This window comes from Streptomyces sp. NPDC085524 (genome assembly GCF_044541755.1).
GTDB lineage: Bacteria > Actinomycetota > Actinomycetes > Streptomycetales > Streptomycetaceae > Streptomyces.
Genome location: NZ_JBITTH010000014.1, coordinates 83,592 through 108,067, shown reverse-complemented (window position 1 = coordinate 108,067; position 24,476 = coordinate 83,592). Strand labels below are relative to the sequence as shown.

Sequence of the window (24,476 nt, the reverse complement as noted above, 5' to 3'; positions counted from 1 at the left end):
GCTGCTCCTACTCGTCGGCCGGCTTGCCCGTGGCGTTCGCCGACGGGGTGACCGTGACGGTGACGGTCGGGGTGGGCTTGGGGGCTTCGGGCTTCGGCGGCAGGACGGCGTCGCGCGGGTCCTCGCGCGGCGGCATCACGACGACGCCGACGATGTCCAGGCGCGAGAAACCGACGAACGGACGCACCCATACGGTGCGGGTCAGGTCGCCGCGGGCGTCGTCGACCTTGACGACCTCACCGATCGGCACGCCGGGCACGAAGGGCTTGTTGCCGCGCGAGCCGAAGGTGACGAGCCGGTCGCCGGGGCCGACCTTGGCCTTGCCGTTGAGCATCTGGACGGACAGGGCGCGGTCGCCCTGGCCGGTGGCGAAGCCGAGTTCGCCGGTCTTCTCCAGGCGGGTGCCGACGGTGAAGTCGGGGTCGTTGGCGAGGACGACGGTGGCGGTGTCGGGGCCGACGGTGGTGACGCGGCCGACGAGGCCGTCCCCGTTGAGGACGGTCATGTCGCGCTCGATGCCGTCCTTGCTGCCGGCGTCGATGGTGACGGTCCAGGAGAAGCCCTGGGCCGCTCCTATGGCGATGACCTCGGCGCCCTTGATGCCGTACTGGCCGGCGCCGGCGCGCTTGAGCATCTCGTCGAGCTCGCGGATGCGGCTGCGCGTCTGGTCGTCGCTGCCGAGCTTGGCCTTCAGGGCCGCGTTCTCCCGCTCCAGGGTGGCGATGCGGTTGTGGCGGCTCCCGGAGTCCCGTACCGCCCCTATGGCGTTGGCGACCGGGTCGACGGCCGTCGCCACGCCCTTTTCGACGGGTCCGAAGACCGCTGCGGCGGCCTGCCGGGCACCGTCGACCGGTGACTCCTCGCCTGCCCTGATGTCCACCGTGATCAAAGCGAACGCGATGGCGATCAGAAGCACCAGGAGCAGCCGGCTCTCTCGTGTGTCCCTCACGTGCGGCGGCCGTGCCTTCCTCGTCGGAATTCTCTTTTGCCTGTATATCAACGATCCGCCGCACGGGCCCGGTAGCACCCGTACGGCGGATCCCTGTGTGTTCCGCATGGTCCCTCCGGCAGTGGAGGGTTGTGCCGGCGACGGATCAGCGACGGGGCTGGGCGTCCAGGACCTGCTGGAGGGCCTCGAACTCCTCGACGCACTTGCCGGAGCCGAGCGCCACGGAATCGAGCGGGTCCTCGGCGATGTGGATCGGCATGCCCGTCTCGCGCCGCAGCCGCTCGTCGAGGCCGCGCAGCAGGGCGCCGCCGCCGGTCAGGACGATACCCCGGTCCATGATGTCGCCGGAGAGCTCCGGCGGGCACTTGTCGAGGGTGGTCTTGACGGCGTCGACGATGGCGTTGACGGGCTCCTCGATGGCCTTGCGGACCTCGGCGGCCGAGATGACCACGGTCTTGGGCAGGCCGGAGACCAGGTCGCGGCCGCGGATCTCGGTGTGCTCGTCCTTGTCGAGGTCGTACGCCGACCCGATGGTGATCTTGATCTGCTCGGCGGTCCGCTCACCGAGGAGGAGCGAGTACTCCTTCTTGATGTGCTGGATGATCGCGTTGTCGAGCTCGTCGCCGGCCACCCGGATGGACTGTGCCGTGACGATTCCGCCGAGGGAGATGACGGCCACCTCAGTGGTGCCGCCGCCGATGTCCACGACCATGTTGCCGGTGGCCTCGTGGACGGGCAGGCCCGAGCCGATGGCGGCGGCCATGGGCTCCTCGATGATGTGCACCTGGCGGGCGCCGGCCTGCGTGGACGCCTCGATGACGGCGCGCCGCTCCACTCCCGTGATGCCGGAGGGAACGCAGACCACGACACGCGGGCGGGCCAGGTAGCGGCGCTTGTGGATCTTGAGGATGAAGTAGCGGAGCATTCGCTCCGTGATCTCGAAGTCGGCGATCACGCCGTCCTTGAGGGGCCGTACGGCGACGATGTTGCCGGGCGTGCGCCCGATCATCTTCTTCGCCTCGGAGCCGACCGCCAGGATGCCGCCGGTGTTCGTGTTGATGGCGACCACGGACGGCTCGTTCAGGACGATCCCCCGGCCCCTCACGTACACCAGCGTGTTGGCGGTCCCGAGGTCGATCGCCATGTCACGGCCGATGAACGACATGTTGTTCCCCTTGTTCCCCATGAGGAGCGTCTGGCCTTCCAGTTGATAGCGGCTGCTGTCAGGTCGGCGAGGTGGGTGTGTGGGTGGAGGCCCCATCGTAGTGCCGCGAGTACGGAGACCGCGCGACGGGACTCCGGCAATCCCGCCGGATCGGAAACCCGCCCCCTTAGGTGTGACGACGGGTCTTGCCCAGGCGTTCCCGCTTCCGCTCCGAAATACCGAAGGGCGACCGAAATTACTTCGGTCGCCCCAGGTCGAGAGCGCTATTCGGCTGATGTCTCGTCAGGAGAGAGGGCTCAGAGAGCGGGGAAGAACAGCTTCAGCTCGCGCTCCGCGGACTCCTCGGAGTCCGAGGCGTGGATGAGGTTCTCGCGCACGATGCTGCCGAAGTCCCCCCGGATGGAGCCGGGCGCCGCGGCGATCGGGTCGGTGGGTCCGGCCAGCTGGCGGACACCCTCGATCGCGCGTTCCCCTTCCACCACCAGGACGACCACGGGGCCGCTCGCCATGAAGCCCATCAGGGGCTCGTAGAACGGCTTGCCCTTGTGCTCGCCGTAGTGCGCCTCGAGGGTCTCCTGGTCCAGCGTGCGCAGCTCCAGTGCGGGAATGGTCCAGCCGGCCTTCCGCTCGATGCGGCCGATGATCTCGCCGATCAGGCCGCGACGGACGGCGTCGGGCTTGAGGATGACGAGGGTGCGCTGGGTCATGTCGGGGCTCCTTGCGGCAAACGGGTGCGGTAGGGCGAATCTACAGGGCCGTTCGGCCCCGCCGGTCCGGCGGCCGCCTTCCCGGGCCGCGCCGGCGCGGTGCGGGCCGGTGCGGTGCGGGCCGGTGCGGTGCGGGCCGGTGCGGTGCGGGCCGGTGCGGTGCGGGCCGGTGCGGTGCGGGCCGGTGCGGTGCGGGCCGGTGCGGGCCGGGCCGGTGCGGGCCGGGCCGGTGCCTCGGGCCTCCCGGGCCGCCCGAGCCCCGTCGGCGAGGCCGCCCGGACGACGCGCCGGGTGCGGCCAACCGGCCGAACGGCCCCGCGACGCGCCCATCGGGCCTGGCGGCGAACCGGCCGAACGTGCGGAGCGGGCCCGCGACGCGTCGGGCGTGGCCGGGCCCGCGGCACGCCCCTCGGGCCTGGCGGCCCGACGTGCGGGCGCCTGCTGGGCCTACGTACAGGCCAGGCGTGCAGGCCGACGGCCCAGCGGTCCGGCGGGACAGGCCTGGTGGGCGGGCGGCGCGTCCAGCGGGCCTGCGGGACAGGCCCGCGGACGGGCGCACGGCGCGTCCAGCGGGCGGGCGGGCGACGGGCGGGCCGACGACGCGGTCCTGCGTGCGGGCCTGCGGGCCTGCGGGCAGCGGTGCCGGGGGTCGTGCGGACCGCAGGTCACCCCGCGGGGGACTCCTCCGCCATCGCCGCCCACCGGGCCTTGGCCGCGTCGACCTTGCGTCCGTAGTGCACCGAGCACCACCACAGGCCGGCGAAGACCGCGCCGAGGAAGAACATGGTCGGTACGACGAACCCGCTCACGATCAGGCCGATCTGCAGCGCCCAGCCCAGCTGGACCGCCCCGGGACGCGACAGCATCCCGCACAGCAGCACCGACAGCAGCATCGCGATCCCGCAGACCGTCCAGACCGTGGCCTGGGTCAGGTCCGGGTCCTTCATCGCGACCAGCCCCGCGAAACCGATGACGAAGAACTCGCCGATCAGCGTCGAGGCACACAGCGTGCGCATTCCTCAGCCCCTCTTCAGCAGCAGGCGGGCCTCGCCCACCGTGATCACGGAACCGGTCACCAGGACCCCGGCCCCTCCGAACTCGGCCTCTTCCTCCGCCAGGGTGATCGCCGCCTCCAGGGCGTCGTCCAACCGCGGCTCCACCTGCACCCGGTCACCGCCGAAGACCTCGACCGCGATGGCGGCCAGCTCGTCCACGTCCATCGAGCGGTGGCTGGAGTTCTGGGTGACCACGACCTCCGCGAAGATCGGCTCGAAGGCCTCCAGCACCCCGCGCACGTCCTTGTCCCCGCTCGCGGCCACGACGCCGATCAGCCGGCTGAAGCCGAACGACTCGGTGACCGCGTCCGCGGTGACCGCCGCGCCCGCCGGGTTGTGCGCCGCGTCCAGGACCACCGTCGGGCTGCGCCGCACGACCTCCATGCGGCCCGGCGAGGTCACCGAGGCGAAGGCCCGCTGCACGGTCTCCAGGTCCAGGACCCGCGCACCCTCCTGGCCCACCCCGAAGAAGGCCTCGACGGCGGCCAGCGCCACCGCCGCGTTGTGCGCCATGTGCGCGCCGTACAGCGGCAGGAAGATGCCGTCGTACTCGCCGCCCATGCCGCGCAGCGTCAGCTGCTGCCCGCCGACCGCGACCTCGCGCGAGACGACTCCGAACTCCATGCCCTCGCGGGCGACGGTCGCGTCGACGTCGACGGCCTTCTTCAGCAGCGCCTGCGCCGCGTCCACCGGCTGCTGCGCCAGGATCACGGTCGCGTCCTGCTTGATGACGCCGCCCTTCTCCAGGGCGATCTCGCCGGGCGTGGCGCCGAGCCGGTCGGTGTGGTCGAGGCTGATCGGGGTGACCACCGCGACCGCGGCGTCGATGACGTTCGTCGCGTCCCAGGTGCCGCCCATGCCGACCTCGATGACGGCCGCGTCCACCGGGGCGTCCGCGAAGGCCGCGTACGCCATTGCGGTCAGCACCTCGAAGAACGACAGCCGGAATTCCTCGCTGGCGTCGACCATCTCCACGTACGGCTTGATGTCGTGGTAGGTCTCGACGAACCGCTCGGCGTCGATCGGCGCGCCGTCGAGGCTGATCCGCTCGGTGATCGACTGCACGTGCGGGCTGGTGTAGCGGCCGGTCCGCAGCTCGAAGGCGTTCAGCAGGCACTCGATCATGCGGGCCGTGCTGGTCTTGCCGTTGGTCCCGGTGACGTGGATGGTCGGGTACGCGCGCTGCGGCTCGCCCAGTACGTCCATCAGTGCCGCGATGCGCGTCACCGAAGGCTCCAGCTTGGTCTCGCCCCAGCGCGTGGAGAGCTCCTGCTCCACCTCCAGCAGCGCCTTGGCGACCTCCGGGTCGGCGGGCCGGGCGGGCACCGGGTCGCCCTGGGCCGGTCCGGCCTGGGTGCGCAGGGTGCGGCTGCCGGCCTCGATCACCGCCAGGTCGGGGTCGCGGTCGGACTCTTCCGCCACGATCTGGTCGAACTCGTCGAACTTGTCGCGGTCGTGGCTCTCGGGCTGCTGCTCACTCACACGCCCAGTCTACGGACGCCGACCCCCAGGACTTTCGACCCGGGCGCTTCGGGACCTTCGGCGGCGGGAGCGACCTGATCGTCATGGAAGCCTTGCGGACAGGAGATAGGGGAACAAATGCCGCAGGCCAGCAGCAACACGACAGGATCCAGCCGCGACATAGGGATAGACCTGGGGACCGCGAACACCCTGGTCTACGCACGGGGGCACGGGATCGTCCTCAATGAGCCGTCCGTGGTCGCCGTGAAGGCGGGCACCACCACCGCCCTGGCCGTCGGGACGGAGGCCAAGGAGACCATCGGCCGCACGCCCGGCTCCATCACCGCGATCCGCCCCCTCAAGGACGGGGTGATCTGCGACTACGAGGCCGCCGAGGAGATGATCCGGCACTTCGTCCGCAAGGCCGTCCCGGGCCGCCGGCCCCGTACCCGGATGGTGATCTGCGTGCCGTCGGGCGTCACCCAGGTCGAGCGGCGGGCCATCGTCCACGCCTCCACCCGGGCCGGCGCCAGGAGCGTGCACCTGATCGAGGAGCCGATGGCCGCGGCGATCGGCGCCGGGCTGCCGGTCGCCGAACCGCGCGGCTCGATGGTCGTCGACATCGGCGGCGGCACCTCCGAGGTCGCCGTCATCTCGCTCGGCGGGATCGTCACCTCGCAGTCGCTGCGGGTCGGCGGGGACCGGCTCGATGCGGCGATCATGGACTACGTGCGCAAGGAGCACGCGCTCCTCATCGGCGAGCGCACCGCCGAGGACGTCAAGGTGGCCATCGGCTCGGCCTGGCCCGTGCCCGACCGGCCCGACCTGGAGACCCTCACCTTCACCGTGCGCGGCCGCGAGAAGGCCGGCGGCATGCCGCGGACCCTCGTCCTGGGCGCCCCGGACGTACGGGCCGCGCTCGACGAGCCGGTCGAGGCGATCATCGCCGCCGTCCGCACCACCCTGGAGGAGTGCCCGCCCGAGCTCTCCGGCGACGTGATGGAACACGGCATCGTCCTGACCGGCGGCGGTGCGCTCCTGCCGGGCCTGGACCTGCGGATGGCCTCCGCGACGGGCATCCCGGTCTTCGTCGCCGACGACCCGCTGGACTGCGTGGCCCTCGGCTCCGGCCGCTGCGTCGAGGACCTCGACACCCTGAACGGCCTGCTCACCCCCGCGAAGGCCTAACCCCGCGGGAGCGTCGCGACCACCTCGTACGAGTCCTCCGTGCGCGTCGCCGTCAGGGTGCCGCCCAGGCTGCGCACGCGCTCGGACATGCTCGCCGTCCCCGAGCCCGCCGAGACCGGGGCCCTGCCCGGGGTGCGGGCGGGCAGCGCGTTGCTGACGGCGATCCGCAGCCGCGGGCCGTCCGCCGCGATCGACACCTCGACGGTCTCCCCGCCGGCGTGCTTGGCCGCGTTGGTCAGGCACTCCTGGACCACCCGGTAGACCGCCGCCTGCCGCAGCGGCGACAGCCCGTTCACCTCCGGGTCCATGGCCAGGCGTACGGGCGAACCCGCGCGCCCGCTCTCCTCCGCCAGCGCCGCCAGCCCCTCCACCCCCGGGGTCGAGGCCCGCTCGCCGCGCTGCACGATGATCTCGTTCAGCACCAGATGGGCCCGGCGCGCGGTGTCGGCGAGCTCCTCGAAGTCCTTGGCGTACGAGGTCTCGCGCGAGCGCACCGACAGCACCTCGGAGCGCACGGTCAGCAGGGTCAGCTCGCGCCCCACGAAGTCGTGGACGTCCCGGGCGACCGAGGTGCGCTCCTGCTGGACGGCCTGGAGCACCGCCGCCTCGGCCCGGCGCTCGTTCAGCTCCGCCACCAGGTCGTGCCGGTAGGCGGCGATGCCGACGGCCGAGGCGAGCACCCCGATGGGCACGACGATGCCGAGGAAGCCGCTGAGCGACTCGTGCTTGGCCTCGGGCCAGCCCGGCACGCAGCAGAAGAGGAACAGCGCGAAGGCGAGGTAGCCGAGGGTGGCGAGGACCCCGGCCCGGCGCCCCCGGTAGCGGCCGACCGAGTACAGCGCGAACTGGATCAGGGTGAGCTCGTGCAGCCAGCCGATGAAGAGCAGCGCGGCGAGGTACGAGATCCAGGGCATCCGGCGCCGCACCAGCAGGGTGGCGCAGCCCAGCGCGAGGACGACGGCCGCGGAAGCGCCGGTCAGCGAGTTGTCGGCGGCGGCCAGGCCCGGCAGGTCGATCGCCGTCAGGCCCAGGCAGCCGAGCGCCGTGAGCGCGTCCGTCGCACGCGGTGAACCGGACCAGCCCCGCGCGAGCCGGGCGCCGGAGGCCGTGACCCGGTGGAGCGCCGAGAGGGCGGGCTTGACGTGCATGCCCTCCATCATCCGTGCCGCCCCCCGCCGACGATGATCCACAGGGGCCGCACATGGCGTGATTTAGGGCACTTCGGACAGGGCGGAGGTCCCGGTCCGGGGCGGGCCTTCCGCCCTGCCCCCGGCGACCTTCCGCCCCGCCCGGGCCCGGCGCGGCGCCCGTAGCGTCGGGAGGATGACCACCCGTCGGGGCACGTCCCTCCTCCTGCTGATCGGCGGCCTGCTCGGCACGCTCGCCTCCGGCGTCCTCACGTACGACCGCATCCGCACCCCTGGAGGACCCGCTCTTCACCCGGGGTGCAACGTCGGCGCGGTCCTCAGCTGCGGTGACGTGATGACGGCCTGGCAGGGCAATCTGCTGGGCTTCCCCAACATGCTGCTCGGCACCGCGGGCTTCGCGGCGCTGTCGGGGCTGGGCGCGGCGCTGCTGGCCGGGTACGCGGTGGTGGCGGTGCTGATCCTGAACCGGTTCGGCCCCGCACTGGCGGGCTGAAAGGGGAAGGCCCCCGCACCGTGGTGCGGGGGCCCTCCCCTTCGTGCCGTGCGATGCCGTACGGAGTACTACGCGGCCGGCAGCCCGTCCAGCTGGGCCTGGAGACGGGCGATGTCCGCCTCGGCCTTGGCCAGCCGGCCCTTGATCTTGTCCACGACGTTGTCGGGGGCCTTGGCGATGAACGCCTCGTTCCCCAGCTTCGCCTCGGCCTGCTGCTTCTCCTTCTCGGCGGCCGCCAGGTCCTTGGAGAGGCGCTTGCGCTCGGCGGCCACGTCGATGGTGCCCGACAGGTCGAGCGCGACCGTGGCGCCGGCGACCGGGAGGGTCGCGGTGGCGCTGAAGGAGTCGCCCTCCGGCTGGAGGCGCAGCAGCTGGCGGATGGCGCCCTCGTGCGGGGCCAGCGCCGTGCCCGTCAGGTCCAGGCGGGCCGGGACCTTCTGGCCGTCCTGGAGGCCCTGCTCCTTGCGGAACCGGCGGACCTCGGTGACCACGGCCTGGACCTGCTCGATCTCGGCCTCGGCGGCCTCGTCGCGGAAGCCGCTGTCCTTCGGCCAGTCGGCGATGACCAGGGACTCGCCGCCGGTCAGCGTGGTCCACAGCGTCTCGGTGACGAAGGGGACCACCGGGTGCAGCAGGCGCAGCATGGTGTCGAGGACCTCGCCGAGGACCCGGCCGGAGACCTTGGCCTGCTCGCCGCCCGCGAAGAAGGTCGTCTTCGACAGCTCGACGTACCAGGCGAAGACCTCGTCCCACGCGAAGTGGTAGAGCGCCTCGCTGAGCTTCGAGAACTGGAAGTCCTCGTAGTGCGCGTCGACCTGCGCGACGGTCTTGTTCAGGCGGGACAGGATCCACCGGTCGGTCGCCGACATCTGCTCGGGGGCCGGGAGCTCGCCCTCGATGGTGGCGCCGTTCATCAGCGCGAAGCGGGTCGCGTTCCAGATCTTGTTGGCGAAGTTGCGGGAGGCCTGGACCCAGTCCTCGCCGATCGGGACGTCGGTGCCGGGGTTGGCACCCTTGGCCAGGGTGAAGCGGACGGCGTCGGAGCCGTACTTGTCCATCCAGTCCAGCGGGTCGACGACGTTGCCGAAGGACTTCGACATCTTCTTGCCGCGCTCGTCACGGACCAGGCCGGTCAGCGCGATCGTCTTGAAGGGGACCTCGCCGTCCATGGCGTACAGGCCGAACATCATCATCCGGGCGACCCAGAAGAAGATGATGTCGTGGCCGGTGACCAGGACGTCGGTGGAGTAGAACTTCGCCAGGTCCGGGGTCTTCTCCGGCCAGCCGAGCGTCGAGAACGGCCACAGGCCGGAGGAGAACCAGGTGTCCAGGACGTCCGTGTCCTGGGTCCAGCCCTCGCCCGAGGGCACCTCGTCGTCGGGTCCGACGCAGACGACCTCGCCGTCCGGGCCGTACCAGACCGGGATGCGGTGGCCCCACCACAGCTGGCGCGAGATGCACCAGTCGTTGAGGTTGTCGACCCAGTCGAAGTACCGCTTCTCCATCTCCTTGGGGTGGATCGTGACCCGGTCGTCGCGGACCGCGTCACCGGCGGCCTTGGCGAGGGTCTCGACCTTGACCCACCACTGGAGGGACAGGCGCGGCTCGACGGTGGTGCTGCACCGGGAGCAGTGGCCCACGGAGTGCAGGTACGGACGCTTCTCCGCGACGATGCGGCCCTGCTGGCGCAGGGCCCCGACGACCGCGGAACGGGCCTCGAAGCGGTCCAGGCCGAGGAAGGGGCCGTGGACGGTGATGACACCGTGCTCGTCCATGATCGTCATGTTGGGCAGGTTGTGGCGCTGCCCGATGGCGAAGTCGTTCGGGTCGTGGGCGGGCGTCACCTTGACGCAGCCGGTGCCGAACTCGGGGTCGACGTGCGTGTCCGCGACGACCGGGATCGAGCGGTCGGTGAGCGGCAGCTTGATGAGCTTGCCGACCAGGTGCTTGTAGCGCTCGTCGTCCGGGTGGACGGCGATGGCGGTGTCACCGAGCATCGTCTCGGCACGGGTGGTGGCGACGACGAGGGTGTCCTCGCCCTCCCCGTACTTGATGGAGACGAGCTCGCCGGCGTCCTCCTGGTACTCCACCTCGATGTCGGAGATGGCCGTCAGGCAGCGCGGGCACCAGTTGATGATGCGCTCGGCGCGGTAGATCAGGCCGTCGTCGAAGAGCCGCTTGAAGATGGTCTGGACGGCCTTGGACAGGCCTTCGTCCATCGTGAAGCGCTCGCGCGACCAGTCGACGCCGTCGCCGAGGCGGCGCATCTGGCCGAGGATCTTGCCGCCGTACTCTTCCTTCCACTGCCAGACGCGCTCGACGAACTCCTCGCGGCCCAGGTCGTGGCGGGACTTGCCCTCCTCGGCGAGCTGCTGCTCGACCTTGTTCTGGGTGGCAATGCCGGCGTGGTCCATGCCGGGCAGCCACAGGGACTCGTAGCCCTGCATTCGCTTGCGGCGGGTCAGGGCGTCCATCAGCGTGTGCTGGAAGGCGTGGCCCAGGTGGAGCGAGCCGGTGACGTTCGGCGGCGGGATGACGATGGTGTACGCGGGCTTCTCGCTCGCGGGGTCGGCCGTGAAGTACCCACGCTCTACCCAGCGCTCGTAGAGCTTCCCCTCTACCTCGGCCGGCGCGTACGTGGTCGGCAGTTCGGAGTCGGGGGCACTGGGTGTCTGCGTGTTCTCGGTCACGGGGCACAGGATACGGGGGGTCCCGCCTCCGTTACGAATCCATACCGCAGGGGGGCCGCCCATTGCGGTCGGCCGCGCCGGAGCCGTCTGATGCGCACCATGAACGATTTCACTCCGCCGCCGGGATACGGCCCGCCCCCGCAGCCCGCCCCCGCCAGGAGCAAGCGCGCCTTCAAGAGCGTGGGAGCGGTCGTGGGCTTCGCCATCGGGGCCTTCGCCGTCAAGTTCGCCCTGGGTGCGGCGCTCGGCGGCCCCGACGACGCCGGCAAGTACGAGCTCGTGCCGCCCGCCGCCTTCCAGGGCCTGACCCTCCAGGACTCCGGGCCGCGGGTCGACGCGATCAAGCAGGGCCAGGGCGAGGAGAAGAAGGGCACGAAACGGGTGGCCGTGGTCTACGCCGACCAGGCGGGCACCGCGCAACTGGTGGTCAGCGGCTCCCAGGCCGCCTTCGGGGACGAGGACCCGGGTGCGGAACTCGCCAAGGGCCTGCGGTCCATGGGCGTCAAGGAAGCCGACATCACCACCCACGATGCGGGCAGCCCCGCGGGCGGCGCGATGCGTTGCGGCACGCTCGCGGTGGAGGGGGCGTCACTGCCGATGTGCATGTGGGGCGACCACAGCTCGCTGGTGACGGTCACCGTCCCCATCGAGAACAAGCCGGTGACCATCGACGACCTCGCGGGACGCGCGCGGGAGTTGCGGACCGCGATGGAGGTTCCCGCGAAGTAGTTCGTCGCCAGTGCGTCGTAGTTGCGTAACGCCTGGGACCCCGGCGCCCGAACCCTTTCGATCTTCCGCAAGGATGTGGGCAGCATAAGAAGTTCCTAAAGAAGAAGAAGTTCCTGAGGGGGACGCAGAGATGAGCTACAACCAGCCGGGGCCTTACGGCCAGCAGCCGCAGCAGCCCGGACCGTACGGGCAGCAGCCCCCGCCGCCGCCGGGCCCCTACGGCCAGCCCGCCCCGCAGCCGGGCTACGGCTACCCGCAGCAGCAGCCGGGCGTCCCGCCCCAGGGCTACCCGCAGCAGCCGCCGACCCAGGCGTACGGCTACCAGCAGCAGCCCCCGTACGGCGGCACGCCCCCGAAGAAGTCCAAGGCGGGCGTCATCATCGGCATCGTCGTCGCGGTCGCGGTGATCGGCGGCGCCGGCTGGTACTTCACGCAGGGCGGCGGCGCGGGCGGCTCGGTCGCCTCCGACACCAAGGGCTACAAGCTGGTCCCGCCGCCCGCGGTGGACGACTTCAAGCAGGACCCGAAGTACAAGCAGTCGGAGTTCAAGGACGAAGACAAGAAGGAAGCCGAAGCCGCCGGCATCAAGAACCCCGCCCAGGCGGGCATGAACTACCAGTCCGGCGACCCGAAGAACCCGCTGTCCACGAAGGGCCTCAACCTCTCGGGTCTCTACGGCGAGATCGCCGACCCGGAGAAGTCGGTGGACGGCTACTTCGCCATGTTCAAGGCGAAGTCCGCCAAGGACGGCAAGTCCGAGGCGACCCTCATCGGCAGCCCCAAGGAGATGAACCCCGCCGGCTTCAAGGGCGCCGTCATGAAGTGCCAGGAGGTCAAGTTCACCTCCAAGGACACGACGGCCAAGGGGCCCAAGGAGGTCACCCTCCCGATCTGCATCTGGGGTGACTACAGCACCCTGGCCGTGGTCAGCGCCTCGGACGTGGCCTCCCTCCTCGCCGGGAAGCCGGGCTACACCCTGGAGCAGAACGCGGACCTCGCCGCGAAGCTCTACAACACCGCCCGCGTCAAGAGCTGATGCGGGAGGGGGCTCGATCGCTGATCGAGCCCCCATGGTCGCCACCAGGTTGCCCCCTGAGGTGCCGCAATCGAGAGACCGAAGGGTCGACCTAGAACTGCCCAGCGCGGTAGCACGCCTCATTGGCGTGATGCGAAGCCACGCCCAGAAGCTGCAGTTGGGAGACGCACACTTGCCTCAGCACCAGGCCCCCTGACCCATTGCTGCAGGCACTGGATACGTTGGGGCCGACGCGGTAGCCGACATTGCTCAAATAGCTAATGCAGTCCGTGTAGGTGGCCTGTGCGGGTGATGCCGCCACAACGGGGAGGGCACCGGCCAACGCCGTGGCAGCCACGAATCCCAAAGCCCGCCTGATCTTGAGCATTTTGTCGCACCCCATCCTGAAAATGATCATTGCGTTGCCACTCGATGATCACTGTGGGGGCACGCGCAGACAACGACAGACCGAACACGCGACCTATTTCTGACTCTGTTTGGGCTGATAGTTGAGGCACGCAGAAGGGGCGCCCCGGCCGGGGCGCCCCTTCTGCGTTGCCGTGTTCGCTACGCCGACTTCTCGTGCGGCCCCTGGTCCTTCGGGACGATGCGCGGGACCAGCGTCGGGTTGACGTTGGAGCGGACCACGTCCGCCGTGATGACCACGCGGGCCACGTCCTTGCGGGACGGGACCTCGTACATCACCGACATCAGGACCTCTTCCATGATGGCGCGCAGGCCGCGAGCGCCGGTCTGGCGGAGGATCGCCTGGTCCGCGATGGCTTCGAGGGCCTCGCGCTCGAAGTCCAGCTCGACGCCGTCGAGTTCGAACAGCCGCTGGTACTGCTTCACCAGCGCGTTGCGCGGCTCGATGAGGATCTGGAGCAGGGCCTCGCGGTCCAGGTTGTGCACGGACGTCAGCACGGGAAGGCGGCCGATGAACTCGGGGATCATCCCGAACTTCACCAGGTCCTCCGGCATGACCTCCTGGAACTGGTCGCTGGCCTCGATCTCGCGCTTCGAGCGGATCGTCGCCCCGAAGCCGATGCCCTTGGCGCCCGCACGCGACTCGATGATCTTCTCGAGGCCGGCGAAGGCGCCGCCCACGATGAAGAGCACGTTCGTCGTGTCGATCTGGATGAACTCCTGGTGCGGGTGCTTCCGGCCGCCCTGCGGCGGTACGGAGGCGGTCGTGCCCTCCAGGATCTTCAGCAGGGCCTGCTGCACGCCCTCGCCGCTCACGTCACGCGTGATCGACGGGTTCTCGCTCTTGCGCGCGACCTTGTCGATCTCGTCGATGTAGATGATCCCGGTCTCGGCCTTCTTGACGTCGTAGTCGGCCGCCTGGATCAGCTTCAGCAGGATGTTCTCGACGTCCTCGCCGACGTACCCGGCCTCCGTCAGCGCCGTCGCGTCCGCGATGGCGAACGGTACGTTCAGCATGCGGGCCAGCGTCTGCGCGAGGAGGGTCTTGCCCGAGCCCGTGGGGCCCAGCAGCAGGATGTTGGACTTCGCGAGCTCGATCGCGTCGTCCCGGCCCTGCGCACCGCCGTTCTCGCCGGCCTGCACGCGCTTGTAGTGGTTGTAGACCGCTACCGAGAGCGCCTTCTTCGCCGGCTCCTGGCCGACGACGTAGCTCTCCAGGAACTCGTAGATCTCACGGGGCTTGGGGAGTTCTTCCCACCGCACCTCGGAGGTCTCCGCGAGTTCCTCTTCGATGATCTCGTTGCAGAGGTCGATGCACTCGTCGCAGATGTACACACCGGGTCCTGCGATGAGCTTCTTCACCTGCTTCTGGCTCTTTCCGCAGAACGAGCACTTGAGCAGATCGCCGCCGTCACCGATGCGTGCCACGAGGTGCTTCCCCTTCGCCTGGGAGACGCTTGGTTCAGCGCTCCTGGTGCCTCATATCCGACGGTACCTTGCCGGGGGCCCCGTGCGGGGCCCCCTTGACGTGGTTCACATCGCCGAATCCGACGGCGTCCCCACGCCGTCTGACGGCAAGGATCGGGCTTGTCAGCCCCTGTTGGTCTTGCGGGTGGAAACGATCTGGTCGATCAGGCCGTACGCGAGGGCGTCCTCGGCCGTGAGGATCTTGTCGCGCTCGATGTCGTCGCGGATCTTCTCGATCGGCGTCGTCGAGTGCTTGGCCAGCATGGTCTCCAGCTGGTCGCGCATGCGCAGGATCTCGTTGGCCGCGATCTCGAGGTCGGAGAGTTGCTCACGGCCGGTGCCGCCGGACGGCTGGTGGATCAGCACGCGGGCGTTCGGCAGGGCCATGCGCTTGCCGGGGGTGCCGGCGGCGAGCAGGACCGCGGCGGCGGAGGCCGCCTGGCCCATGCAGACCGTCTGGATGTCCGGCTTCACGAACTGCATCGTGTCGTAGATCGCCGTCAGCGCCGTGAAGGAGCCGCCGGGGCTGTTGATGTAGATGGAGATGTCGCGGTCCGGGTCCATCGACTCCAGGCACAGCAGCTGCGCCATGACGTCGTTGGCGGAGGCGTCGTCGATCTGCACGCCGAGGAAGATCACGCGCTCCTCGAAGAGCTTCGCGTACGGGTCGTACTCGCGCACGCCCTGCGAGGTGCGCTCGACGAAGCGCGGGATGACGTAGCGGTTGTCCACCTGCGGGCCGGAGTAGAGGCCGCTCGCGGAGAAGTTGTTCTGCATCTGGGTGTTCACCATCCTGGTGGCGTTCTGCGGGCTGTCGGCTGCTCGTGCTGGCGCTGGGTCCGGGATCAGGCCCCGGTGCCGCCGCCGCCCGGCACGTTGGACGCGGCCGAGATGATCTCGTCGATGAGGCCGTACTCCTTGGCCTCCTCGGCGGTGAACCAGCGGTCGCGGTCGCCGTCGCGGATGATCGCCTCGACGGTCTGGCCCGAGTGGAACGCGGTGATCTCGGCCATGCGCTGCTTGGTGCGCAGCAGGTACTGGGCCTGGATCTTGATGTCGGACGCGGTGCCGCCGATGCCGGCGGAGCCCTGGTGCATCAGGATGTCGGTGTTCGGCAGGGCGAAGCGCTTGCCCTTGGCGCCGCCGGTCAGCAGGAACTGGCCCATGGAGGCCGCCATGCCCATGCCGATGGTGACGACGTCGTTCGGGATGTACTGCATGGTGTCGTAGACCGCCATGCCCGCCGTCACGGAGCCACCCGGGCTGTTGATGTAGAGGTAGATGTCCTTCTCCGGCTCGGCGGCCAGGAGGAGGAGCTGCGCCGTGATCTTGTTGGCGATCTCGTCGTCGACCTGCTGGCCGAGGAAGATGATCCGCTCGCCGAGCAGCCGGTTGTAGACATGGTCGCCGAGGCCGCCACCGATGGACGGCTCACCCGCGGCGTAAGGCATCAGATTCGTCACGTAGCCACCTGCTCGTCTCCGACGGCCATGTGCCGTCTCAGCGTCTTGTTCTGGGGCGCGGCCCGGCCGGAGCGGAAAGGTCCGCCGGCGTCCGGGTGGTTCCGGGTACTCCCGTGCCCTCGTATTCATGGACCCTAACGCGCAGGTCGGACAACGCCATCCCGCTTCCCGAACTGTTCGCTCGGAGCGCAAGGTCCGGGGGCCGTGCGGGGCCCACGCCGAAGGGCCCGTACGCGGCTGCGTACGGGCCCTTCGGGGCACTGCTCGGGGTGTTGCTCGGAGGGTGCTCCGGGGCCTTACTTGGCCTCGTCCTCGACGACCTCGGTGTCACCGTCGACGGCGGCCTCGACGGTCTCGGTCACCTGCTCCTCGTCCTCGTCGGACAGGTCGACGACCTCACCGTTGGTGTCGGTGACCTTGGCGGCCTCGACGACGACCGCGAGGGCCTTGCCGCGGGCGACCTCGCCGACCAGCATCGGGACCTGGCCGCCCTCGACGACCGCCTGGGCGAACTGGTCGGGGGACATGCCGGAAGAGGCGGCACGGCGCATGAGGTGCTCGGTGAGCTCCTCCTGGTTGACGCCCAGCTTCTCCTTGTTGACCAGCGCGTCGAGGACGAACTGGGTCTTGATGCCCTTGATCGCCTGCTCGGAGGTCTCGGCGTCGAACTCCTCGACCGTCTTGCCCTGGAACTCCAGGTACTTCTCGATGGTCAGGCCCATCTGGCCGAGCTGGTGGTGCTCCAGGTTGTGCTTGCGGGTCTGGACCTCGTCCGCGAGCAGCTTCTCGGGGATCGGGACCTCGACGAGCTCCAGCAGCTTCTCCAGGACGCGCTCCTGGGCCTGCGTGGCCTGGTCGTACTGCTTCATGTTCTCGAGGCGCTTGCGGCTGTCGGCCTTGAGGTCCTCGATGGTGTCGAACTCGCTCGCCAGCTGCGCGAACTCGTCGTCCAGCTCCGGCAGCTCACGGGCGGAGACCTTGGTGACCTTGACGGTGACCTCGGCGTCCTTGCCCTCGGCGGAGCCGCCCTTCAGCTGCGAGGTGAAGGTGGCCTCGCCACCGGCCTCCAGGCCGGTCACGGCCTCGTCGATGCCCTCGAGCAGCTCGCCCGAGCCGATGGTGTAGGAGACGTCGGAGGCGACGCCGTCGGGCAGCACCTCGCCGTCGACCTTGGCCTCGAGGTCGATGGTGACGACGTCACCCTCGGCAGCGGCGCGCTCGACGTCCTTGGTGGACGCGAAGCGGCTGCGCAGCTGCTCGACGGACTTCTCGACGTCCTCGTCCGAGACCTCGACCGCGTCGACCTCGACCTCGATGCCGGAGTAGTCCGGGATCTCGATCTCGGGGCGGACGTCGACCTCGGCGGTGAAGGCCAGCAGCTCGCCGTCCTTCAGCTCCGTGATGTCGACCTCCGGCTGGCCCAGCGGGTTCAGGTCGGCCTCGTTGACGGCCTCGGTGTAGAACTTCGGGAGGGCGTCGTTGACGGCCTCCTCCAGCACCGCACCGCGGCCGAAGCGCTGGTCGATGACCCGGTTCGGGATCTTGCCCTTGCGGAAGCCCTTCACCGTGACCTGCTGGTTGATCTTCTTGTACGCCGCGTCGAGGCTGTCCTTGAGCTCCTCGAAGGGCACCTCAACAGTGAGCCGAACCCGAGTCGGGTTCAGGGTCTCCACGGCGCTCTTCACGGTTTGGTCTCCTTGTGGCTGACTGCTGGGGTCTCTGCTGACGCTGCGATTCAGCGGTTCAGCGGATCGGGCCCGGTACATCAGACACACGGGCACGCAGCTTGCATAGTAACCGCAAGCGGCAATCAGCCCACAACGCGATCTTGCGAACGCGGTCTCGTGGTCGGGGTGGCCGGATTCGAACCGACGACCTTCCGCTCCCAAAGCGGACGCGCTACCAAGCTGCGCCACACCCCGTCGGTGCGACACGTAGGGTACATGCCCGGAGACGCTCCGATGCACGGAGTTTCCCGACCGGTTTTCGACGGCTGTGGGCGCCGGGCCCGAATGTGGTGTGCGCAGGCGCTGAACGACCCGCTAGGATGCTGTCCGTGCCCAGGTCATCACGACCTGCGGCGCGTGCGTGCGGGTGTAGCTCAATGGTAGAGCACTAGTCTTCCAAACTAGCTACGCGGGTTCGATTCCCGTCACCCGCTCTGAAGACGAAAGGGCCAGGTCAGAGGATGTTTCCTCCGCCTGGCCCTTCGTCGTTCCCGGGGGCCCCGATCGGCCCTCCGTGTCCCCCGCGTGCCCCATGCCCCGCGCGTGCTTCCTCATACGATCAACGCGCATCGTCTAGGGGGTATCGCATGAGCGCAGGCATGGCACTCGCCGTCAGCCACGACCGGGAATGGATCATCCGCAACGCCAAGGGACGGAAGTTCGTCTACGAGTCCGCGGAGGAAGCCTTCGAGGAACTGCACGAGTACGGCGAGGGAGCCGTCGTGCTGACCCGCCAGGTCTACCGGGGAATGTTCCGCACCAAGCCCGTCACCGACTGGCAAGAGGTCGCGCCGCCGGCCGCCGATCCTGACGCCGAGGGCTGATCCCCAGTCACAGCACAGGGCCAGGTCGGAGGGGGATCCCTCCGCCTGGCCCTGAATGCCTCCACGGGGGCTGCGTTCAGCTCTCCGCGTCTCCCGCACTCCCCACCTGGTTCTTCACGCCTGTCCGTCCTTCCTCCACCAACCCGCTCAGCGCGTCGGCGATCAGCCGGTCCCGATCGGCGCTGGCGTGCTGATAGATCAGCGCGGCACGGGCGGTGCTGTGGCCCATGCGAGCCATCAACTCGCGGGTGCTGGCCCCGGTCGAGGCGGCCAGCGTGTTGCCGGTGTGCCGGAGATCGTGGAAGTGCAGCCCCTTGATTCCCGCCTTCCGACAGGCCTTGTGCCACAGCAGGTTGAAGTGGTTCCGGCGCGGAGTCGCCCCTTTGGCCCCGACGAAGACACACCCGTCGGCGCCGGGCTCGGCGTACTTCTCCAAGTGATCGCGGATCTCCTGGACGATCACACCTGGGATGGAGACCGTCCTCTTGCCGGCCGCGCTTTTCGGCGCCTTGATCTCCCGCTGCCCGTTCTGCAGCTCGGCCACGGCCCGGCGAACGCGGAGGGTGCCCCGCTCCAGGTCGACGTCACGGCGGTGCAGCCCGATCAACTCACCCCAGCGCAGCCCGAGGAACCCGGCCATCAGGATCAGCACGCGGTAGCGGGGCTGGATGGCCGCGGCCAAGGCGTACACCTCCTGAATGGTGGCGGTCGGCCGCTCCGGTGTGTGCACGGTGCTGGCGCCCTTGATCTGGCACGGGTTCCGCCTGATCAACTGATCAGACAGGGCCGTACCGAGGATCGCCCACAGCAGGGCGTAGGCCTTGGCCACGGTGGTGGGCCCGGTGCCGGCGGCGAGCTTGTCGGCACGCCAGCGCCGAACGAGTGGGGCCGAGATGTCCGCAACGTTGACGGCCCCGAACGCGGGCTCCAGGTGGTGCTTGAGGAGCGAGCCGTAGAGCTGTCGGGTGGTGCTGGTCAGCTCACGTTCCTTGATCCAGGCGACGGCGTACGGACCGAAGGCGACCTTGCCGGCGTCCGGGTCGTGCCAGTCCCCAAGCCGCATCTCGGTCTGCTTGACGGCGAGCCAGTCGTCCGCGTCTCGCTTGGTCCGGAAGGTCTCCGGGGCCGGCCGGAGCTGCCCGTCCGGGCCGACGTACCGGGCCTGATACCTGCCGGAAGGCAGCTTGCGGACCCGTCCGAACTGACGACGCTTTCCGGCCATCAGGCAGCCACCCCCAGCCGGCGCCGACGCGGCTCGACGGTGTGGGCGGCGAGGTAATCGCGTACCGCGCTCTCCGGGATCCGCACGTGTCGACCCACCTTCACGTAGGTGATCCGCCGCTCTTCGACGAGCCGCCGGGGGAACCGGACGGTAGTGCCGAGCAGTTCGGCGACCTGGACGACGCTGAGGTAGCGCTCATTCATGCTGCTCTCCTTGCAGGGCTTCGCGAGCGGTCTGGCGGTTCAGCTGGATGTCGCGGGCGATGGTGGCGGCAAGTACCGACTCCCCCGGGCTGTGTCCGTGGCCGGCGTACTGCCAGGAGGCGAGGACGAGCACGGTGCCCGGCTCGATGCCGTCCAGGCCGCGGGCGTCCCGCTCCTGCGCAGCGCGGTAGTCGGCGCGGGTCTGGCGGAGGGCGCCGAGGGTCGTCGAGTACTGGCGGGACTTGGTGGAGAAGTGGCCCCGGAAGCCGAGCATGTGGGCCCAGCGGGTGAGCGGGCGGTCCGGGTAGAGGGGTTGTAACGCGGCGCAGGCCTGCATGAGGCGCCGGGCGTGCTCGGCGATGGGCAGCCGGGCGAGGTCATCGCTGAGGCCGGTGCCATGGCAGCGGGAGCAACCACTCAGTGCGGAGCCGGGGCGGTGGTAGCGGTCGGAGAGGCCAGATCCGCGGCACCTCCGGCAGTGCACGGCCCTGTCGGTCGCGCCGGTGGTTTCGGCGGCTTTGGTCGCGTACTTGGCGACGTAGGAGGCGACAGCCTGCTCGGTGATGTCGGAGCCGTCCCCGAAGGCCTTGATGGGGCGAACGTCGAGCTGTGTGCCCCAGCGGAGGGTACGGGCAGGCTGGTCGGCGGCAGGCGGGACCGAGACCGAGGTGTAGGAGTGGGCGAGAGCGGCCCGGATCGACCGGTCCAGGAGATCCGTGCTGGCCCAGAAGGGCGGCGGGCTGAGCGGGCCGGCAGGCCCGTCGATACGGATGACCGCGTGGAAGTGAATGGCCCCGCGCTTCTGGAACTCGGCGACCTTGCCGTAGGAGATCCGCGCCTCTTCCTTCAGCTCCCGCTGGGTCAGCCCGGCGTACGCGGCGATCTCACGGCGCAGGCGGGTCGTGAACCGCTGCCAGAGCTGTCCGGCGTGGTTGTTGAAGAGGACGGCCGCGGCGTAGTCGTAGGTGGCCGGGTCGAGGGCGGTGCCAAGTTCAGGCGCGTTCTCCTGGTGGTGCTTGCCGCAGCGGCAGGGACGGCCGCCGGGGCGGTTGTGGACCGGGCCGAAGGACGGTGCGGTGAGGGTGGCGAAGACGCGGGGGTGTTCGCGAACGGTGGCGGGGATGTTGCGCCGGTCGTCTCCGGCGAGGCCGGCCCGGATCAGGTGATACGTGTCCCCCGCGTAGGTCCAGGCGCACGCGGGGCAGCGGGAGGCGCGGCGGTTGCCGCAGGCGATGCGGAGGCGGGCGCCGGGTTCGTCGGCTGTGGAGTAGCGATGCAGAACCTCGCCCGAGGTCTTGTTCTTGGCGACGGTCCATCCGGTGATGTGGATCGGGTCGGAGCAGCCGCCCGTACGGCGGATCTGGTCCTCCCAGCGGGCGTAACCGGGAGCCCCGGCCACCTTCAGCATGTCGCCGAGGAGGCCGGGATCCAGGTCCGCGAGGGTCGCGGAGTCGGTCACGCTGTCACCGTCCAGCGGGGGCGTCGGATGGAGCGGAGGGTGCCGGTGCCGTGGCAGGCCGGGCAGTGGGCCGAGATGGTGCGTAGGGCGCCGGTACGGTCGCGGCCACCGAGAGTGATCTTCACGGCGGGGAAGCCGTCGCAGTCGGGGCAGACCTGAGCGGCCGAGATGGTGGGCTGGGCCATGATGGTGCTTCCTTCCGGTTCATTGGATCGGGCAGGAGCGCGGCGCCGGGACGGCGGAGACTTGGCGGTTGAGGCCGTCCCGGGGCCGGTCAACGGCTCTTGAATTCCTGGCGCAGGGCGCGGACGAGGAACAGCAGGACGACGCTGCTGACGGACAGCGCGACCGCGGTGACGGCAACGGCCAGGAGCAGGGAGACGGCGACGGAGGCCAGGGCGAGCACCCCGGCGACTCCGCCGGCGGCGAGGGCGAGTGCGGTCCCGGGCGAGCTCTGGACCAAGCCCCCGAGGCCAGCCGGGGTCTTGGCGGGGGCCGCGGCGGAGGGCTCGACCGGCACGGGGGTCGGGCGGATGGTCGCCGGGGGGTAGGTGTCGGGGCGCGGGTACTGCGGCTTGAACATGGCCGTTCTCCTTCCGGGGTGGACTACTTGTTGAGTGCGGTGTCGATGGCCGGGGCGAGGAAGCTGTCCGCGAGGAGGAAGCCGCCGAGGAGGATCACAGCGACCAGCCACCAGGGCGGGCGGATGAGCTTCACGCCGAGGGCGCCGACGACGATCAGGGCGAGCCAGAGCGGGACGTCCATGGCAATGGCCTTTCGGTTCAGCTGACGCGGCAGCGGTGAGTGCGGGCGGCGAGCCGGGCGGCGGTCGAGGTGCCGTAGTCGGCCGACCAGCGGCAGTCGGCGGTGGTGCAGATGGCGGCGTTCTTGGTGCGGCCGTCACGGTCGCGGTAGGTGCCGATCTGGACGGGGCCGATCTTCATGAGCGAGCGGAAGTTGATCCGTGCGGGCATGACGGTCTCCTGTCAGGTGAGCTGGGCGGCGATGGCCTCGGCCAGTGGGGCCGGGACGCCGAGCCGGGCGCGCAAGGTCTCGGTGTCGATGTCCGAGCCGGTGCGGGCGCGGTGGTCGGCGGCGATCTTCTGGGCGTGGGCGACGAGGGCCGGCGGAGCGGTGACCGTCAGCGCGGGAGTCGGAGCAGGCAGTGCGGGCAGGTCATCGGCCTGTATGCCGGGTTCCGTCTCCCGCTCGACCACGGGCAGAGGTGCCGGGTCGTCGGGCTCGGAGTCCAGCGGGCTGGGCGGCGTAGGGCGGTGGGCCAGGAGCGTTCCGCCGAGGAAGGCCAAGGCAGGCCATCCGGCGACGAGGATCCGGAGCCAGTCCGGAACGTCGCCGAGGTTGAGAAGGCCGGCGGTGGCGACGTTCGCGCCGAGCGAGGCAGCGAGGGCGACTGCGAACCACGACCAGGCCGAGCGCGAGGGCTCCCCCGCGTCCCGCAGGGTTCGTAGGCGGTGCCAGGCGGCGACGAGGAGCAGGTCCACGCTGACCGGATAGGCCCAGGCCTTCCAGCCGTCCTGTCCTGCGGCTTGGGCGAGGTCATGCAGGTGGGCGAAGGAGAGCGCTCCGGCAATAACGGCCTGGATGAGGACGGCGTCCGGGCGGACCAGGCGAATCATGATGTTCACCTCCTTCCAGTTCCAGGCATGGGGCGGGTAGGGATCTGACGCGATGAGGCCGCGCCCACCGTGGTGAGGAAGTGATCAGAAGGCAGGCGCCGAAGCAGCCTTCGGCTGGACCTTGCCGACGTGGACGCGTACCGGGCGCTCGGGCCGGAAGGGCTCCAGCTCGGGAATGGCTGGGGTGCGGTACGCGTAGGTGTTACAGGTGTCCACGGCCTGCCGGAGCGTGGTGTGGGGGGCCCGGATGCGGGACCAACCGCCAGACGAATCACCGGCCACGGCAGTGCCGGGACGCTCCTTGTCGATCTGTACGGCGGCGAGGACGGCGTCCGGGGAGATGTCCCCGAAGGCCATGTTCGCCGAGGTCTCGTCGTTGACGCGGTGGGCGGTGCGGCCGGTGAGCTGGGCCCGGAGCATGGTGATGCCCTTGCCGAGTTCGGAGCCGAAGCGCTGCCCGCAGATCTCCAGGTAGATGCCAGCGGCGCGGCCGAGCTGGGAGAGACGGACCAGGTGCGTGACGATCTGGTCCCTGCGTGCCTCGTCGGCCTTGCTTGGGGCGAGGGCCAACTCGGCGACTTCGTCCACCAGGACCACGACGGGTACGGGCCTCAGGTGCTCAGGCAGGTCCCAGATGTCCGCAGTGATCTCAGCGTCCGGCAGGCCGACGCTGATGCGCTGCTCGGTTCGGATGAGCTGGTAGACGCGGCCCATGTAGTCGACGAGGGCTGCCAGCAGATCAGCCGCGGCATCAGGGTTGTCCGCCAAGGCCGTGAACCGGGCCGCCAGCGGGGCGAGCTCCACGCCGTTCTTGCAGTCGATGCCGACGAGGGCGACATTCTGCGACGCCAGTCCGGCAACGAGGGTGCGCTGATAGACGGACTTCCCCGACTGAGTCGCGCCTACGTTCAGGGCATGGGGGACCTTCCGATAGTCCCGGTGATGCACCGCCCCGTCCTCCCGCAGGGCCACAGGCACCCGGAGCCCCTCGGCAGCAGCGACAGCCGCGGGCATGCGCACTCGCCGGAGTACGTCGTATCCCGTCATCCTCAGCTCGACCACGCCGGAGCGGATCTCTCTCGAGACGACGTTGTGCAGCGCGAAGGAGTGGCGCAGGCGGTCGGCGGAGGCGGAGAAGTCGAAGGCATCCTGTCCGGGCCGGAGTTTCAGCTTCAGGACCAGACCCGTCGAGGTGGGGCGAAGCCGCAGGATCCGGGGCGACCGGGCTTCAGGAACGGGGCGGTTGGCGATCCGGGCGAGTGCCAGCCGCCAGCGGGGCGGCGGAACGGTGAGCCCGCAGGCGTCCATCACCGACCGGTAGCGGATCAGGACGCGGACCACCGCGAAGGTGACCCCGAAGGCCATCCAGTACCAGGTGGGCCGCAGCCGGCGCAGAAGGAGCACGACGGCCAGCACCACCAGCAGCGTGACCCATAAGGCGGTCATGC

25 protein-coding genes and 2 tRNA genes are annotated in these 24,476 nt (G+C 70.0%); 6 read left to right on the top strand and 21 right to left on the bottom strand.

The annotated features are described in order from the left end of the window. Positions 1 to 7 precede the first annotated feature (7 nt). The 5 genes from mreC to ACIGFK_RS22490 all read right to left on the bottom strand — a co-directional run bounded on the left by mreC (position 8) and on the right by ACIGFK_RS22490 (position 5,358). Positions 8 to 949, bottom strand: a complete 942-nt coding sequence (gene mreC, locus ACIGFK_RS22510) for a rod shape-determining protein MreC (RefSeq protein WP_376661165.1) — start codon at positions 947 to 949, stop codon at positions 8 to 10. Between the two features lie 145 nt (positions 950 to 1,094). Next, positions 1,095 to 2,114, bottom strand: coding sequence for a rod shape-determining protein (locus ACIGFK_RS22505; protein ID WP_008738981.1), 1,020 nt, complete (start codon positions 2,112 to 2,114; stop codon positions 1,095 to 1,097). 296 nt (positions 2,115 to 2,410) lie between these two features. After that, on the bottom strand, positions 2,411 to 2,821 hold the full coding sequence (gene ndk / locus ACIGFK_RS22500) for a nucleoside-diphosphate kinase (RefSeq protein ID WP_376661164.1): 411 nt from the start codon (positions 2,819 to 2,821) through the stop codon (positions 2,411 to 2,413). Positions 2,822 to 3,486: 665 nt separating this feature from the next. Further along, positions 3,487 to 3,837 carry a DUF4233 domain-containing protein gene (locus tag ACIGFK_RS22495; RefSeq protein ID WP_376661729.1) on the bottom strand — a complete coding sequence of 117 codons (351 nt, stop codon included), beginning with the start codon at positions 3,835 to 3,837 and terminating at the stop codon, positions 3,487 to 3,489. Positions 3,838 to 3,840: 3 nt separating this feature from the next. Then, positions 3,841 to 5,358: a bifunctional folylpolyglutamate synthase/dihydrofolate synthase gene (locus ACIGFK_RS22490; RefSeq protein WP_376661728.1), complete on the bottom strand. Its 1,518-nt coding sequence runs from the start codon at positions 5,356 to 5,358 to the stop codon at positions 3,841 to 3,843. A 117-nt stretch (positions 5,359 to 5,475) separates the two neighbouring features. Here ACIGFK_RS22490 and ACIGFK_RS22485 point away from each other — a divergent pair, with 117 nt between their 5' ends. Beyond that, positions 5,476 to 6,525: a rod shape-determining protein gene (locus tag ACIGFK_RS22485; protein WP_376661727.1), complete on the top strand. Its 1,050-nt coding sequence runs from the start codon at positions 5,476 to 5,478 to the stop codon at positions 6,523 to 6,525. Here the strand turns inward: ACIGFK_RS22485 and ACIGFK_RS22480 are convergent. Beyond that, positions 6,522 to 7,673, bottom strand: a complete 1,152-nt coding sequence (locus ACIGFK_RS22480) for a sensor histidine kinase (RefSeq protein WP_400053298.1) — start codon at positions 7,671 to 7,673, stop codon at positions 6,522 to 6,524. The genes ACIGFK_RS22485 and ACIGFK_RS22480 overlap by 4 nt on opposite strands. Before the next feature lie 175 nt (positions 7,674 to 7,848). Between ACIGFK_RS22480 and ACIGFK_RS22475 the strand changes: the two genes are divergently transcribed. Beyond that, the gene (locus ACIGFK_RS22475) at positions 7,849 to 8,166 is read left to right on the top strand and encodes a vitamin K epoxide reductase family protein (RefSeq protein ID WP_400053297.1); all 318 of its coding nucleotides are present in this window, start codon (positions 7,849 to 7,851) and stop codon (positions 8,164 to 8,166) included. A 68-nt stretch (positions 8,167 to 8,234) separates the two neighbouring features. On the opposite strand, the gene ACIGFK_RS22470 is transcribed toward ACIGFK_RS22475, so the two are convergent. Further along, entirely contained in the window at positions 8,235 to 10,856 is a 2,622-nt protein-coding gene (locus tag ACIGFK_RS22470) for a valine--tRNA ligase (protein WP_376661724.1), read from the bottom strand. 99 nt (positions 10,857 to 10,955) lie between these two features. Between ACIGFK_RS22470 and ACIGFK_RS22465 the strand changes: the two genes are divergently transcribed. Together ACIGFK_RS22465 and ACIGFK_RS22460 are read left to right on the top strand one after the other, a co-directional pair. Next, positions 10,956 to 11,585: a hypothetical protein gene (locus ACIGFK_RS22465; protein ID WP_376661723.1), complete on the top strand. Its 630-nt coding sequence runs from the start codon at positions 10,956 to 10,958 to the stop codon at positions 11,583 to 11,585. A gap of 130 nt (positions 11,586 to 11,715) precedes the next feature. Further along, positions 11,716 to 12,621 carry a hypothetical protein gene (locus ACIGFK_RS22460; RefSeq protein WP_400053295.1) on the top strand — a complete coding sequence of 302 codons (906 nt, stop codon included), beginning with the start codon at positions 11,716 to 11,718 and terminating at the stop codon, positions 12,619 to 12,621. A gap of 546 nt (positions 12,622 to 13,167) precedes the next feature. On the opposite strand, the gene clpX is transcribed toward ACIGFK_RS22460, so the two are convergent. The 5 genes from clpX to ACIGFK_RS22435 form a co-directional block, all read right to left on the bottom strand. Next, positions 13,168 to 14,454 (bottom strand): ATP-dependent Clp protease ATP-binding subunit ClpX, encoded by a 1,287-nt coding sequence (gene clpX / locus ACIGFK_RS22455; RefSeq protein WP_030026955.1) that lies wholly within the window; start codon positions 14,452 to 14,454, stop codon positions 13,168 to 13,170. A 162-nt stretch (positions 14,455 to 14,616) separates the two neighbouring features. Next, positions 14,617 to 15,285: an ATP-dependent Clp protease proteolytic subunit gene (locus ACIGFK_RS22450; RefSeq protein ID WP_376661032.1), complete on the bottom strand. Its 669-nt coding sequence runs from the start codon at positions 15,283 to 15,285 to the stop codon at positions 14,617 to 14,619. A gap of 53 nt (positions 15,286 to 15,338) precedes the next feature. Continuing rightward, entirely contained in the window at positions 15,339 to 15,956 is a 618-nt protein-coding gene (locus ACIGFK_RS22445; protein WP_376661033.1) for an ATP-dependent Clp protease proteolytic subunit, read from the bottom strand. A gap of 296 nt (positions 15,957 to 16,252) precedes the next feature. After that, positions 16,253 to 17,641 carry a trigger factor gene (gene tig, locus ACIGFK_RS22440; protein WP_376661034.1) on the bottom strand — a complete coding sequence of 463 codons (1,389 nt, stop codon included), beginning with the start codon at positions 17,639 to 17,641 and terminating at the stop codon, positions 16,253 to 16,255. Positions 17,642 to 17,801: 160 nt separating this feature from the next. Continuing rightward, positions 17,802 to 17,878: transfer RNA gene (locus ACIGFK_RS22435), tRNA-Pro, on the bottom strand. Between the two features lie 168 nt (positions 17,879 to 18,046). Between ACIGFK_RS22435 and ACIGFK_RS22430 the strand changes: the two genes are divergently transcribed. Beyond that, a tRNA-Gly gene (locus tag ACIGFK_RS22430) sits at positions 18,047 to 18,117 on the top strand. 153 nt (positions 18,118 to 18,270) lie between these two features. Continuing rightward, positions 18,271 to 18,507 carry a hypothetical protein gene (locus tag ACIGFK_RS22425; protein WP_400053292.1) on the top strand — a complete coding sequence of 79 codons (237 nt, stop codon included), beginning with the start codon at positions 18,271 to 18,273 and terminating at the stop codon, positions 18,505 to 18,507. A gap of 76 nt (positions 18,508 to 18,583) precedes the next feature. Here ACIGFK_RS22425 and ACIGFK_RS22420 read toward each other — a convergent pair whose 3' ends face one another. The 9 genes from ACIGFK_RS22420 to ACIGFK_RS22380 all read right to left on the bottom strand — a co-directional run bounded on the left by ACIGFK_RS22420 (position 18,584) and on the right by ACIGFK_RS22380 (position 24,474). Continuing rightward, on the bottom strand, positions 18,584 to 19,729 hold the full coding sequence (locus ACIGFK_RS22420; RefSeq protein WP_400053290.1) for a tyrosine-type recombinase/integrase: 1,146 nt from the start codon (positions 19,727 to 19,729) through the stop codon (positions 18,584 to 18,586). Continuing rightward, the gene (locus ACIGFK_RS22415; protein ID WP_400053288.1) at positions 19,729 to 19,932 is read right to left on the bottom strand and encodes an excisionase family DNA-binding protein; all 204 of its coding nucleotides are present in this window, start codon (positions 19,930 to 19,932) and stop codon (positions 19,729 to 19,731) included. The genes ACIGFK_RS22420 and ACIGFK_RS22415 overlap by 1 nt, the downstream gene beginning before the upstream one ends. Then, a complete protein-coding gene (locus ACIGFK_RS22410) occupies positions 19,925 to 21,340 on the bottom strand; it encodes a replication initiator (RefSeq protein ID WP_400053368.1) in 1,416 nt (471 codons plus the stop codon). Before ACIGFK_RS22410 ends, ACIGFK_RS22415 begins: the two co-directional genes overlap by 8 nt. Positions 21,341 to 21,387: 47 nt before the next feature. Further along, the gene (locus ACIGFK_RS22405) at positions 21,388 to 21,576 is read right to left on the bottom strand and encodes a hypothetical protein (protein WP_400053286.1); all 189 of its coding nucleotides are present in this window, start codon (positions 21,574 to 21,576) and stop codon (positions 21,388 to 21,390) included. Positions 21,577 to 21,665: 89 nt separating this feature from the next. Then, positions 21,666 to 21,974 (bottom strand): SpdD protein, encoded by a 309-nt coding sequence (locus ACIGFK_RS22400; protein WP_400053284.1) that lies wholly within the window; start codon positions 21,972 to 21,974, stop codon positions 21,666 to 21,668. A 23-nt stretch (positions 21,975 to 21,997) separates the two neighbouring features. Then, the gene (locus tag ACIGFK_RS22395; RefSeq protein WP_384743931.1) at positions 21,998 to 22,156 is read right to left on the bottom strand and encodes a hypothetical protein; all 159 of its coding nucleotides are present in this window, start codon (positions 22,154 to 22,156) and stop codon (positions 21,998 to 22,000) included. Between the two features lie 17 nt (positions 22,157 to 22,173). Next, positions 22,174 to 22,365 (bottom strand): mobile element transfer protein, encoded by a 192-nt coding sequence (locus ACIGFK_RS22390; RefSeq protein ID WP_400053282.1) that lies wholly within the window; start codon positions 22,363 to 22,365, stop codon positions 22,174 to 22,176. 12 nt (positions 22,366 to 22,377) lie between these two features. Then, a complete protein-coding gene (locus ACIGFK_RS22385) occupies positions 22,378 to 23,028 on the bottom strand; it encodes a DUF2637 domain-containing protein (protein ID WP_400053280.1) in 651 nt (216 codons plus the stop codon). Positions 23,029 to 23,112: 84 nt separating this feature from the next. Next, positions 23,113 to 24,474 carry an FtsK/SpoIIIE domain-containing protein gene (locus ACIGFK_RS22380; protein WP_400053278.1) on the bottom strand — a complete coding sequence of 454 codons (1,362 nt, stop codon included), beginning with the start codon at positions 24,472 to 24,474 and terminating at the stop codon, positions 23,113 to 23,115. Positions 24,475 to 24,476 lie beyond the last annotated feature (2 nt).